The sequence below is a fragment of the Pseudomonas sivasensis genome, from assembly GCF_013778505.1.
Classification (GTDB): domain Bacteria; phylum Pseudomonadota; class Gammaproteobacteria; order Pseudomonadales; family Pseudomonadaceae; genus Aquipseudomonas; species Aquipseudomonas sivasensis.
Genome location: NZ_JAAOWU010000003.1, coordinates 152,479 through 164,886, shown reverse-complemented (window position 1 = coordinate 164,886; position 12,408 = coordinate 152,479). Strand labels below are relative to the sequence as shown.

The window sequence follows — 12,408 nt, the reverse complement described above, 5'->3', positions numbered from 1 at the left end:
GGCACTACTTGCGCTTACTGCCGCCCAGCAAAGACCCCAACAAACCACGCACCAATTGACGCCCCATCTGGTTGGCCGCCTGCTGCATCGCTGACTTCAGCGCCTTGCCTGCGGTTGTTCCAAGGAACGCCCCAGCTTTGTCTGTGAAGCTGGGCTCCTCGGCGCCCTGCCGGGGCTCTTCGTTAGGCCCAAGCTCCTTGCGCGCCATCAAAACTTCATATGCGGACTCCCGATCAATCGGCTTGTCATAGCGACCCTGCAACGGTGAAGTGGCCACCAATGCGGCACGCTCTGCCGCACTGAGCGGCCCGATGCGCGATTGCGGCGGCGCGACCAATACGCGCTGAACGACCTCCGGCGTGCCTTTTTCCTGCAGCGTACCCACCAATGCCTCACCGGTGCCCAGCTCAGTCAAAACCGATAACGCATCGAATGTCGGGTTGGGGCGGAAGCCGTCCGCTACCGCCCGCAAGGATTTCTGCTCTTTCGTGGTGAACGCCCGCAGGCCGTGCTGCACCCGTAAACCGAGTTGCGCCAGCACGGTATCCGGCAAGTCGCCCGGCGATTGAGTGACGAAATACACCCCCACCCCCTTGGAACGAATCAGCCGCACCACTTGCTCCAAGCGATCTTGCAAAGCCTTGGGAGTGTCGGCAAACAAGAGATGCGCTTCGTCGAAGAACAGCGCCAGCAGCGGTTTGTCCGCATCACCGCGCTCCGGAAGTTGTTCGAACAATTCTGCCAACAGCCACAACAGGAAGGTCGCATACACCTTCGGCGCTTCATGCACCAGGCGGCTAGCGTCCAACAAGTGAATACGTCCCCGCCCATCGCCTGTGGGCTGCAAGATGTCTTCAAGCTGCAAGGCCGGCTCACCAAACAACGCCTCGGCACCCTGCTGTTCCAAGACAGCCAAGCGCCGCAACAGCGCCTGACTGGAGCCAGTGGTCATCAGCGCCGCGTCTTCGCCAAGCAGTTCCGGGTGGTAGCGAAGGTGATTGAGAAGTGCCTTGAGATCCTTGAGATCCAGCAGCAATAGGCCTTCGCGATCCGCCACCTTGAATGCGGCGTAAAGGGCCGACTGCTGGCTGTCAGTCAGCTCCAACAAACTGCCAAGCAACAACGGCCCCATCTCACTGATGGTGGTGCGCAACGGATGACCGGACTGCCCATGGATATCCCACAGCGTGACGGGGTAAGCCTTGGCCGTGTAATTAAGGAAAGGCATCCCGGCAATACGCTCGGCAACCTTGCCCTGAGGGTTGGCGGCGGCACCCAGGCCACAGAGGTCGCCTTTGATATCAGCCGCAAATACCGCGACGCCCGCATCACTGAAGGCTTCGGCCAGGCGCTGCAACGTGACGGTCTTGCCTGTGCCCGTGGCGCCGGCGATCAACCCGTGGCGGTTGGCAAGGCGCATGGCCTGGGCAATTGGCTGGCCATCAAGACCGGCACCGATAAGAAGTTGTGTGGAGTCAGGCATTTCGTCACCCATGGTTAATCTTTAGTGCCGCCAGGTCGATAAGAGAGATGTGAGACCCATAAAGTCTAAAAATCGCTCAGATATCTCCTACAGGGACCAACGGAAATATCAAACTTTTTTTACGCTACCCTTCCGCGTGTTCCACAAGGACGCGCTTTGGATATTAAGACCTTAGCGGACCCTTCAAGCTATGAATAAAAATCTGCGTTTCAGCCACAAGATCCTGCTTGCAGCCTCCCTTATCGTCATCGCGGCCTTCGCTCTATTCACCCTCTACAACGACTACCTGCAACGTAACGCCATTCGTGAAGACCTCAACAGCTACCTGCACGAAATGGGCGATGTCACCGCAAGCAACATTCAAACCTGGCTCACCGGGCGTATTGCGCTGGTGGAAAACGCTGCACAAAACATCGCTATCAACCCTGAGCCTTCGACCGTTGCCAGCCTGCTGGAACAGAAAACCCTGACGTCGTCCTTCATGGCAACCTACGTTGGTGACAGCAAAGGGGCCTTCACCATTCGCCCCGACACCAAGATGCCGGATGGCTTCGACCCACGTGTTCGCCCCTGGTACAAGGGCGCCCAGAGCAGCAACGGCTCGACCCTGACCGAGCCGTATATCGACGCCGCTACAGGTCAATTGATCATTTCCATCGCCACCCCCAGCGCCAAAGGCGGCCAGAGCATTGGCGTGGTGGGCGGCGACCTGAGCCTGCAAACCCTGGTGGATAACATTGGCGCGCTGAACTTCGGTGGCATGGGCTACGCGTTCCTGGTCAGCGCCGACGGCAAAGTGCTGGTACACCCGGACAAAAGCCTGGTGATGAAAACCCTGGCCGACATGTATCCAAAAAACACGCCGAAGATCAGCGGCGACTTCAGTGAAGTTCAAGCCAATGGCAAGGACAACATCGTGACCTTCACACCGATCAAAGGGCTGCCGTCGGTGAACTGGTACCTGGGTATTTCGGTGGATAAAGACAAATCCTTCGCCATGCTCAGCGAATTTCGCACCTCAGCGGTGATCGCCACGATCATTGCCGTAGTGATCATCATTGCCCTGCTGGGCATGCTGATTCGCGTCCTGCTGCAACCGCTGCATGTGATGACCCGCGCCATGCAGGACATCGCCGACGGCGAAGGTGACCTGACGCGTCGCCTGACCATCCAGAACCACGATGAGTTCGGCATCCTGGGTAATGCGTTCAACAGCTTCGTGGAGCGTATTCACACGTCCATCCGCGAAGTGTCCTCGGCCACCGAGCAGGTGAATGAAGTAGCACTGCGGGTTGTCAGCGCATCCAACTCGTCGATGGTCAACTCCGACGAACAGGCCAACCGCACCAACAGCGTGGCTGCTGCCATCAATGAACTGGGCGCCGCAGCTCAGGAAATCGCGCGTAATGCCGCCCAAGCCTCCAACCAGGCCAGCGATGCGCGGCATTTGGCCGAAGACGGTCAACAGGTGGTTGAGCGCAATATCAAGGCGATGACTGAGCTGTCCGCGATGATCAGCGCCTCCAGCAGCAATATAGAAGCGCTTAACAGCAAGACCGTGAACATCGGCCAGATTCTCGAAGTGATCACCAGCATTTCCCAGCAAACCAACCTGCTGGCGCTGAACGCTGCGATTGAAGCGGCACGTGCCGGTGAAGCAGGACGCGGGTTTGCAGTCGTCGCCGACGAAGTGCGCAACCTGGCACACCGCACCCAGGAATCGGCGCAACAAGTACAAAAGATGATTGAGGAACTTCAGGTCGGCGCCCGGGAGTCGGTCAGCACCATGAGCGAAAGCCAGCGACACAGTCATGACAGCGTGGAAATCGCTAACCTGGCCGGTGAGCGTCTTAACAGCGTCACCCAACGTATTGGGGAAATCGACGGCATGAACCAGTCGGTGGCGACTGCCACTGAGGAGCAGACCTCGGTCGTGGAGTCGATCAACATGGACATCACTGAAATCAACACCCTCAATCAGGAAGGCGTGGAAAACCTGCAATCGACCCTGCGCGCGTGCTCCGACCTGGAACAGCAGGCGGCGCGGTTGAAACAATTGGTGGGCAGCTTCCGGATCTGATTCGCTTTATTTTGCAGCGGGATCTGACTTAGCCTGCTCGCGTTCCCATAACTCGGCGGCACCGGGAAATTCGGTGCCGTCTTCACTGTCCAGATCCTCCGGGTCGTAACGGCTCAAGCACCCCTCACCTAGTGTCGATGGTGCTTTGGAGGTGGCTTTTTCCAGTGGGTCACTCATCGGTCAATCCTCAACGACAGACAAAGAAAAAGGGCCTGCAACGATTTAACGCCCAGGCCCTTTTTTCTTCAATCAAAACGGCTTGATCAGAACACGACGGTCTTGTTGCCGTGCACCAGCACGCGGTCTTCCAGGTGGTAACGCAGGCCACGGGCCAGCACCATCTTCTCGACATCGCGACCGAAGCGCACCATGTCCTCGATGCTGTCGCTATGGCTGACACGCACCACGTCCTGCTCGATGATCGGGCCGGCATCCAGCTCTTCGGTGACGTAATGGCAAGTTGCACCAATCAACTTCACGCCACGCAGAGACGCCTGATGGTAAGGCTTGGCCCCCACAAAGGACGGCAGGAAGCTATGGTGAATGTTGATCACCTTGCCGGCGTATTCGCGGCACAGTTCCGGCGGCAGGATCTGCATGTAGCGCGCCAGCACCACCACGTCAGCCTCATGCTGCTTCACCAGGCGAGAAACCTCGGCGAATGCAGGCTCCTTGTCCTGAGGGTTGACCGGCACATGGTAGTAAGGGATGCCATGCCACTCGACCATGCTGCGCAGGTCGTCATGGTTTGAGATTACGCACGCGATCTCGCAGTCCAGTTCGTCACTGTGCCAGCGGTGCAGCAAGTCGGCCAGGCAGTGAGATTCGCGGCTTGCCATCAACACCACGCGCTTCTTCTGCTCGGTGTCGGTGATATGCCAAGTCATTGAGAACTCTTCAGCGATTGGCGCAAATGCCTCGCGAAAAGCCTCAAGGCCAAAGGGCAGTGTGTCGGCACGAATTTCGTGACGCATGAAGAACCAACCGCTGAGATTGTCCGAGTGATGGCTCGCCTCAGTAATCCAGCCGTTATGGGAGGCCAGAAAATTACTGACCTTGGCAACGATGCCGACCCGGTCCGGGCAAGCAATCACCAGCCGAAAAGTGCGCATTAGGGGGAAACTCCAGAACTTCGCAAAGGCCGACATTCTAGCGATTGTGCAGAAAAACTGCAGTATTCAATGAGCCTTATTCTGATCCGCCCCCGAGGCACATCCCTTAATAGCGTATGGTTTTACCACCCCTATATGAACGAACAGCGCAGGCTGACGCAGTTATACAAAAAATTAACGGCATTATCTTCAGGTGCATCACCTACTTAATTAACTCGATTGCATAGCGCATTCACAAACATTCAAAGTAATTCACCTAAATGCAGTCTTAAATGTTTACTTGAGCAAATCGCCTGACTATTATTAGGCCACTATCCCTGTCAATCAGCGTTCTACATAAGGTAGTCCACATGTCTCTGATCAACGAATACCGCGCCACCGAAGAAGCTATCAAAGAGCTGCAAGCTCGTTTGAAGAACCTGTCCCAAGACGACAAACTGAAAACCGAGCTGGAATTCGAAGGCAAACTGCGCACCCTCATGGGTGAGTACTCCAAATCCCTGCGTGACATCATCGCGCTGCTGGACCCAGAGTCGAAAGTTAAAGCTCCACGTGGCGCTGTGAAAACTACCGGCACCAAACGTGCTCGCAAAGTCAAACAATACAAAAACCCGCACAACGGCGAAGTGATTGAAACCAAAGGTGGCAACCACAAAACTCTGAAAGAGTGGAAAGCCAAGTGGGGCGGTGACGTGGTTGAAGGTTGGGCTACCCTGCTGGGCTAAGCTTCACCAGGTCTGCGCCTGATGCGCGACCCATTAAAAACGCCAGCTTGCTGGCGTTTTTTATTGATCGTATTTTTTACAAACCTCTATCACAGGTCCATACGAGCAGCTAAAGAGTCGGCATATTCCTGCCATTGCTCCAGCACCTGCTGCTGAAACGGCGTCGCACTAACCATCAACTCCAGTCGCGCTTGATTAAATGCCTCAAGGGTATTCGGTGCGCCAAATTCGGAATTTGACAAACGCTGCTGACAGAAAAATTTCCAGCGTTGTAGCTCTTCGCTGTTCAACGTATCGGGGAAGTTACGCGCCCGGTAGCGAAACAATAATTCAGGCAGACGGTGATCATCAAAAGGCCACTGCTGACGAGCTAATTGCGCAGGTTCAGCCGCGCGAATTTGCTCACATAACCGTCGATCACGATCCCCGATAAAACCCTCGTAAAGCTGCTGTTCGGGATCGACACTCGGTGCAAAATCTTCCTCGCCGTAAATAACTGCCAATTTATCGAGCCAAAGTTCCTGTGCGTCAGTTAGCCGCAGAGCCCGTGACTGGAAAACATTCATGTCCAATTGCAGGCGCTCACGATCTTCGACCCGCAGTACGTTCAAGGGCGCAACCACGGGGCAGCGGTTGATATGCACCAGTTTGAGCGGTACCGGCAACTCACCTTCTGCGAGCTCATCACGGCGGGTGTACAAGCGTCGACGCAAAATGTCGGCATCCATATCCAACAGCCCCTGAGGATCGAGCCCAAGGTCGCAGACAATCAGCGCGTTGCGGTTGCGGGGGTGCCAGGCCAGGGGCAGCACAATGCCCAGGTAATGACGTTCGGCGGAAAACCGCCCGGAGATATGCACCATCGGTTGCAGCAATCGCACTTGGTCCATTACCCGTTGTTTGCTGCGTAGTTGAAACAGCCAATCATAGAGCTTGGGCTGTTTCTCGCGCACCAATCGAGCCAGGGCGATTGTGGCGCGCACGTCGGATAACGCATCGTGGGCCTGACCATGGTCGATACCATTGGCGGCAGTCAGACGCTCAAGCTTGAGGGTCACGCGCCCGTCCTGCTGCGGCCACTCGATACCTTCCGGGCGCAGGGCATAAGCGGTGCGAACCACGTCGATCAAGTCCCAACGACTATTACCGCCCTGCCATTCGCGCGCATAAGGGTCGAAAAAATTGCGATACAGGCTGTAGCGCGTCATTTCATCGTCAAACCGCAACGTGTTATAGCCGGCACCGCACGTCCCCGGAGCCGCCAGTTCGGCATGTACGCGAGTCATGAAATCAGCCTCGGCCAGGCCCTTTTCGGCCAGAATGGCAGGGGTGATCCCGGTAATGGCACAGGCGGCGGGATGGGGCAGAATATCGTCGCTGGGCTGGCAGTAAATGTTGACCGGTGGGCCGACCTCGTTCAGTTCGAGATCCGTACGAATGCCAGCTACCTGGAGCGGTCGATCGCTACGCGGGTTGATGCCGGTGGTTTCGTAGTCGTACCAGAAAATGGAGGTCACGGGCTATTCCTGTGCTGAAGATCCACAAAGTCTAGGCGTTGAGCCCTGTTCGGGGCCAGCACCAAATAACCTGTACAAACATCCAGCAAAACCTTGAATAGTTGCTTCCATCGCCGACGCTGTTAGCATCCGTGCCACCCAGCCGCTCTGCACTGCCAAGGATCGCGATGCCATCAATCCCATTGGATACCCGCTATCAGATCGAGACCCCAGAAGGAATCGACCTGCCACTGCGCCCCGCCGGCTTGGTGCCACGGGCGCTGGCATTTGCCTTCGACCTCGTCGCCCGCGCAGTGATAATGGGCGTACTTCTGGTGCCACTGGCCCTGCTCGGCAATATTGGTATCGGCCTGGGCTCGCTGCTGCTGTTCCTGGTCAGTTGGTGGTACATGGTGCTGTTCGAGGTGCTCAATCAGGGCTGCTCACCGGGTAAACAGGTTATGGGCTTGCGGGTCGTGCAGGACGACGGCACGCCCATCAGTTGGTCAGCCTCGCTGATCCGCAACTTGCTGCGGTTTGTCGACATGCTGCCGTTCGGCTACTTTCTTGGCGCGATCAGTTGCCTGCAACACCCTCACTTCAAACGCCTTGGTGACCTGGCCGCCGGCACCCTGGTGATCTACCGAGAACAGCCCCTGAAACGCCCCCAGGTGCCTCAAGCTGTAGCACTGCGCTTACCGTTTGCCCTGGACCTGAGTGAACAGCGGGCGATCCTGGGTTTCGCGGAACGCCAAGGCGAACTCTCCGCCGAGCGGGTACACGAACTCGCTTCCATCCTCGCAACGCCGCTTCAAGTCTCCCCCGCCCGTGCCGTGGAGCAACTCAATGGCTTGGCCCGTGGCCTGTTGGGGCCAACATGAAACAGAGCCTCTTCGAAAGCCGTTACCAACCGCAATGGCAAGCCTTTGCCGAACAACTGAAACAGTTGGAACAAGGCAAGGCCAAGGCCGGTGACATGGCCGATTTCCCTCACCAATACCGGCGTCTATGCCAGCACCTGGCCCTGGCCCAGGAGCGCGGTTACAGCAGTTACCTGGTGGACCCGCTGCAACAACTGGCGTTGCGCGGACATCAACAACTCTATCGCCACCGCAGCCAATTGGCGGCGAATGTGCTGAGCTTTGTGCTGGCCGACTTTCCGCGACAGGTGCGGGAACAGTGGCGCTTCGTGTTGATTGCCAGCCTGCTGTTCTTTGGCAGCCTGCTGAGCATTGCCTTGCTGGTCTATCTGTTTCCCGACCTGATCTACAGCATTGTCAGCCCCCAGCAAGTGGCGGAGATGCAGGGCATGTATGACCCCGATGCCAGCCGCTTGGGTCGAGCCGCAGAGCGAGCATCGAGCGAAGACTGGATGATGTTTGGCTACTACGTGATGCACAACATCGGCATCGCCTTCCAGACATTCGCCGCCGGGTTGCTGTTCGGCTTGGGCAGTGTGTTTTTCCTGATATTCAACGGGCTGATCATCGGCGCGATTTCCGGGCACCTGACTGAAATCGGCTATGGGCAGACCTTCTGGTCATTTGTCATCGGCCATGGTGCCTTTGAGTTGACGGCTATCGCCCTCGCTGGCGCCGCAGGCTTGCAACTGGGCTGGGCGCTGATTGCACCTGGGCAACTGACACGAAGCGAATCCTTGCGACTTGCCGCTCGCAAGAGCGTGCAACTCCTGTGCGGCGTCATGGTGTTTCTACTGATCGCAGCCTTTATCGAAGCCTACTGGTCTTCCACCACCCAGGTAGCCCCTTGGATCAAATACCTGGTGGGCGCTGCACTGTGGCTGTTGGTGGGCGCTTACCTGACCTTTGCCGGAAGGGCTCGCCATGCGTCTGAGTGATGCCAGCGTAGTGATTCGCCCACGCACCGCCTGGGAGGCCATGGATCTTGGCGTATTAATGGCCCAGGAACATCGCTTGCTGTTGATGGGGAGCTGGGCGCTGGTGACCCTTCCGGTTTTTGCGTTGCTCACCGCACTGCTATGGAATTACCCCTCCATGGCCATGTTCCTGTTCTGGTGGTTGAAACCGGCTTTCGACCGCTTACCTTTATATATCCTCTCCACAGCCCTGTTCGGCGAAGCGCCTAGCCTCAAGCAGGCTGTGCGCCAATGGCCAAAACTGCTTAACAGCCAACTGCTGGCCAGCCTGACCTGGCGCAGACTCAGCCTCAGCCGCAGTTTTGTGATGCCGGTCAGTCAGCTTGAAGGCATGGACGGCCAGGCGCGTCAGCAACGCCTTGGTGTACTGCTGCAGCGCAACGCCGGCGCCGCTCGCTGGTTAACCACTGTCGGGGTGCATCTGGAAATCGGCCTATGGTTTGGCTGCATGGCGCTGTTCTATCTGCTCATCCCGCAACAACTTGAACTGGATTGGGATTGGCAGCGGTTGGCGCTGGCGACCGGCTCCGAAGCGGTGTGGCTGGAGCATCTGGGCAACGCGTTTTACGCCTTGATTCTGGTGTTTTGGGAGCCCGTCTATGTCGCCTGTGGCTTCAGCCTTTATCTCAATCGTCGCACCGTGCTGGAAGCCTGGGATCTGGAACTGGTATTCCGCCGCCTACGCCAGCGCCTGAGCAATGTGGCGTCACTTTTATTACTGGCGTTAGGGCTGACATTACTGCCATACACCCCACCCGCCATGGCTGATGAAAGCAAACCGCTGAGCCCTGAAAGCGCAAGCCAGTCAATCCATTCGCTGCTGGAAAAGCCCCCGTTCAAAAACCCGGAAACCGTCACCCGCTATCGCTTTGGTGAGGAAAAGCCCGCCGTTAAAAACAAGGCACACGGTGACGGCAAACTTCCGGCGTGGCTGCAGACACTCTTGGATAACCTCAACAGCGATACTTTCAAGCATGTGGCCCAAGGCCTGGAAGTGCTGCTGTGGAGCGTACTTATCGGCGGCCTGGCCCTGTTGGTGTGGCGCTATCGTGACTGGCTACGCACCTTTGTCACCCGGCGCGGGCCACGCGGCCCCAAAGCAGTCAGGCCAGTGCCCACACAACTTTTCGGCCTCGAATTGGGCACCGAGACCTTGCCCACGGATATCGCCAGCACTGCAGAACAACTCTGGCCTAGCCAACCACGGGAAGCCCTGGGTCTTTTGTATCGTGGCCTTCTGAGCCGCTTGTTGCATGACTTCAACCTGCCACTTAAAAACGCCGACACTGAAGGCCAGGTGCTGCAACGCGTTTACCTGCTGCAGCAACCGCAACTGCTGGCGTTCAGTGAAGAGTTGACTCGGCACTGGCAAAACCTAGCCTACGGCCATCAACTCCCACCCGCCTCAGCCCAGCAAAAATTATGCAGCGATTGGCGTGCCCTGTTCAGCTCGGAGGGCGCCCGATGAACCGTTTTTTATTAGGGATAGGATTGCTCCTGGCATGCCTGCTTACTGCGGGCGGATTTTACGCCTGGAGCAAAGCGACCCCCTATGAAAAAGTGGTGGACCGCGGCCCCGCCCCGGAAGCCCTTGCCAACCCCTATCTGGCTGCCGAATATTTTCTGCGCCAGCAAGGCCTGGCCGTGGCACATGCCAATAGCCTCGAACGCTTGGCCACCCTGCCCGCCGCCGGCAATAGCCTGTTGTTACTGGGCGAACGTAGCAACATGTCGCCACGCCAGGTAGGGCAACTGCTGGATTGGGCCAAATCCGGCGGGCATCTATTGTTAGTGGCCGAAGCGCTGTGGGATGAAGAGACCGGCAAGAGCGGCGACCTGTTGCTAGATCGCCTGCATATCCACCAGACGCTGAGTGACGACCCCGAAGAACCCGCACCGGCCCGTAAAAACAAAACGCCAGACCTGACCAAGCTCTATGTCGACAATGACACCGCTCCGGCCTACTTCAGCTTCGATACTGACTTCAACCTCATCGACCCCAAGCACATGGCACAATTTTCAGCCAATAGCGCCAGGTCTAGCCACCTGATGCAACTTAACCTCGGGCAAGGCCGCGTTACGGTAATCACCGACAGCGAATTGTGGAAAACACCCGATATCGGCAAACACGACAATGCCTGGCTGCTGTGGCACCTGAACCAGGGGACTGCCGTGACTTTGTTGTTCAACAGCGACGTGGATGATCTGTTCACCCTGCTGTTGCGATATTTCCCCCAGGCGGTGGTAGCACTCATTGCGCTGATAACCCTCGTACTCTGGCAGGCGGGTATGCGCCAGGGCCCGATCCAAGCCCCCGCCTCGAAGGCGCGCCGGCAGTTGCACGAACACCTGAAAGCCAGCGCCGACTTCCTGCTGCGCCGCAGCGGCCAAGGCACGCTACTGAAGGCTTTGCAGCACGACATCCTACGTGCGGCCCGACGCCGCCATCCAGGCTTCGAACATCTCGACAACTCAGAACAATGGCGGGTACTGGAACACCTTACGCGCCAACCCTCTCACGTCATCAGCCAGGCCCTCGGCCCACTCCCGGCAAAACGGCTTTCCAGCGCCGATTTCAGCCGGCAGGTGGCATGCCTGCAAACTCTCAGGAATGCCCTATGAGCGAAATTCCCAGCGCTAACACCCTGTCCGGTGAAGCCTTACAGCACGCCAGCCAGCAAGCCCAGGCCTTGCGAATGGAACTGCGCAAGGCGGTGATCGGGCAGGATCAGGTGATCGATGATGTGCTGACTGCACTGATCGCCGGCGGCCACGTATTGCTTGAAGGTGTACCCGGGCTGGGCAAGACCTTGCTGGTACGCGCCTTGGCCCGCTGCTTTGACGGCGACTTCGCGCGGATCCAGTTCACCCCTGACCTGATGCCCAGCGATGTCACTGGCCATGCCGTGTACGATCTGCACACCGAGCAATTCAAGCTGCGCAAGGGACCGGTATTCACCCACCTGCTGCTGGCCGACGAAATCAACCGCGCCCCGGCCAAGACCCAGGCCGCCCTGCTCGAAGCCATGCAGGAACGACAAGTAACCCTCGAAGGTGAAGCTCTGCCCATCGGGCAACCCTTCATGGTGCTGGCCACCCAGAACCCTATCGAGCAGGAAGGCACCTACCCCCTGCCAGAAGCCGAGCTGGACCGGTTCATGCTCAAGGTACGCATGGACTATCCCGACGCGCAGCAGGAACTGGATATGGTGCGCGAAGTGACACGCTCTTCACGGGCCGACATGCTGGATGTGCAACCGTTGCGCACCGTGCTACAGGCCAAAGATGTGCTGCAACTGCAACAGATCGCCAGTGAGCTAGCCCTGGATGAACACGTACTCGACTATGCCGTGCGCCTGGCACGAGCCACCCGCAGTTGGCCAGGTCTGGCCATCGGCGCAGGCCCGCGAGCTTCCATCGCACTGGTCCGCGGCGCCCGCGCTCGAGCATTGTTGCGTGGGGGCCAGTTCGTCACGCCGGATGACGTCAAGAGCTGCGCTCTTGCAGTACTCCGTCATCGCGTACGTATAGCGGCAGAACTGGACATCGACGGGCTGGAGGTCGACCAGGTACTCAAACAGTTACTCGACCAGATTGCAGCTCCCCGGCAATGAA

General features: G+C 57.8%; 11 protein-coding genes and 1 pseudogene. 8 read left to right on the top strand and 4 right to left on the bottom strand.

All coding sequences use genetic code 11. From position 1 onward, the window contains the following. Positions 1-4: 4 nt before the first annotated feature. Positions 5-1,483: a helicase HerA-like domain-containing protein gene (locus G9Q84_RS07095; RefSeq protein WP_032891084.1), complete on the bottom strand. Its 1,479-nt coding sequence runs from the start codon at positions 1,481-1,483 to the stop codon at positions 5-7. A gap of 190 nt (positions 1,484-1,673) precedes the next feature. On the opposite strand from G9Q84_RS07095, the pseudogene G9Q84_RS29720 reads away from it, so the two are divergent. Both G9Q84_RS29720 and G9Q84_RS29715 read left to right on the top strand, forming a co-directional pair. Then, positions 1,674-2,705: pseudogene (locus G9Q84_RS29720) on the top strand (HAMP domain-containing protein); the annotation flags it as partial. A 93-nt stretch (positions 2,706-2,798) separates the two neighbouring features. After that, positions 2,799-3,563 (top strand): methyl-accepting chemotaxis protein, encoded by a 765-nt coding sequence (locus tag G9Q84_RS29715; RefSeq protein ID WP_371260758.1) that lies wholly within the window; start codon positions 2,799-2,801, stop codon positions 3,561-3,563. A gap of 6 nt (positions 3,564-3,569) precedes the next feature. Here the strand turns inward: G9Q84_RS29715 and G9Q84_RS07085 are convergent, their stop codons facing one another. Then, positions 3,570-3,740 carry a hypothetical protein gene (locus G9Q84_RS07085; protein WP_163033193.1) on the bottom strand — a complete coding sequence of 57 codons (171 nt, stop codon included), beginning with the start codon at positions 3,738-3,740 and terminating at the stop codon, positions 3,570-3,572. Positions 3,741-3,826: 86 nt separating this feature from the next. Further along, positions 3,827-4,675: a formyltetrahydrofolate deformylase gene (gene purU / locus G9Q84_RS07080; protein ID WP_015885632.1), complete on the bottom strand. Its 849-nt coding sequence runs from the start codon at positions 4,673-4,675 to the stop codon at positions 3,827-3,829. Between the two features lie 350 nt (positions 4,676-5,025). Between purU and mvaT the strand changes: the two genes are divergently transcribed. Next, on the top strand, positions 5,026-5,400 hold the full coding sequence (gene mvaT / locus G9Q84_RS07075) for a histone-like nucleoid-structuring protein MvaT (RefSeq protein ID WP_003175830.1): 375 nt from the start codon (positions 5,026-5,028) through the stop codon (positions 5,398-5,400). An 89-nt stretch (positions 5,401-5,489) separates the two neighbouring features. Here the strand turns inward: mvaT and sbcB are convergent, their stop codons facing one another. Beyond that, a complete protein-coding gene (gene sbcB, locus G9Q84_RS07070) occupies positions 5,490-6,917 on the bottom strand; it encodes an exodeoxyribonuclease I (RefSeq protein ID WP_095185768.1) in 1,428 nt (475 codons plus the stop codon). 167 nt (positions 6,918-7,084) lie between these two features. Between sbcB and G9Q84_RS07065 the strand changes: the two genes are divergently transcribed. From G9Q84_RS07065 to G9Q84_RS07045, 5 genes are read left to right on the top strand one after another with little or no spacing between them, the layout of a single operon-like run. Then, on the top strand, positions 7,085-7,777 hold the full coding sequence (locus tag G9Q84_RS07065; RefSeq protein WP_099602761.1) for an RDD family protein: 693 nt from the start codon (positions 7,085-7,087) through the stop codon (positions 7,775-7,777). Continuing rightward, positions 7,774-8,754 (top strand): stage II sporulation protein M, encoded by a 981-nt coding sequence (locus tag G9Q84_RS07060; protein ID WP_122753177.1) that lies wholly within the window; start codon positions 7,774-7,776, stop codon positions 8,752-8,754. The genes G9Q84_RS07065 and G9Q84_RS07060 overlap by 4 nt, the downstream gene beginning before the upstream one ends. Further along, positions 8,741-10,261, top strand: a complete 1,521-nt coding sequence (locus G9Q84_RS07055; protein ID WP_122680779.1) for a DUF4129 domain-containing protein — start codon at positions 8,741-8,743, stop codon at positions 10,259-10,261. The genes G9Q84_RS07060 and G9Q84_RS07055 overlap by 14 nt, the downstream gene beginning before the upstream one ends. Continuing rightward, the gene (locus G9Q84_RS07050; RefSeq protein ID WP_099602758.1) at positions 10,258-11,415 is read left to right on the top strand and encodes a DUF4350 domain-containing protein; all 1,158 of its coding nucleotides are present in this window, start codon (positions 10,258-10,260) and stop codon (positions 11,413-11,415) included. The genes G9Q84_RS07055 and G9Q84_RS07050 overlap by 4 nt, the downstream gene beginning before the upstream one ends. Next, the gene (locus G9Q84_RS07045; protein ID WP_122756128.1) at positions 11,412-12,407 is read left to right on the top strand and encodes an AAA family ATPase; all 996 of its coding nucleotides are present in this window, start codon (positions 11,412-11,414) and stop codon (positions 12,405-12,407) included. Before G9Q84_RS07050 ends, G9Q84_RS07045 begins: the two co-directional genes overlap by 4 nt. Position 12,408 lies beyond the last annotated feature (1 nt).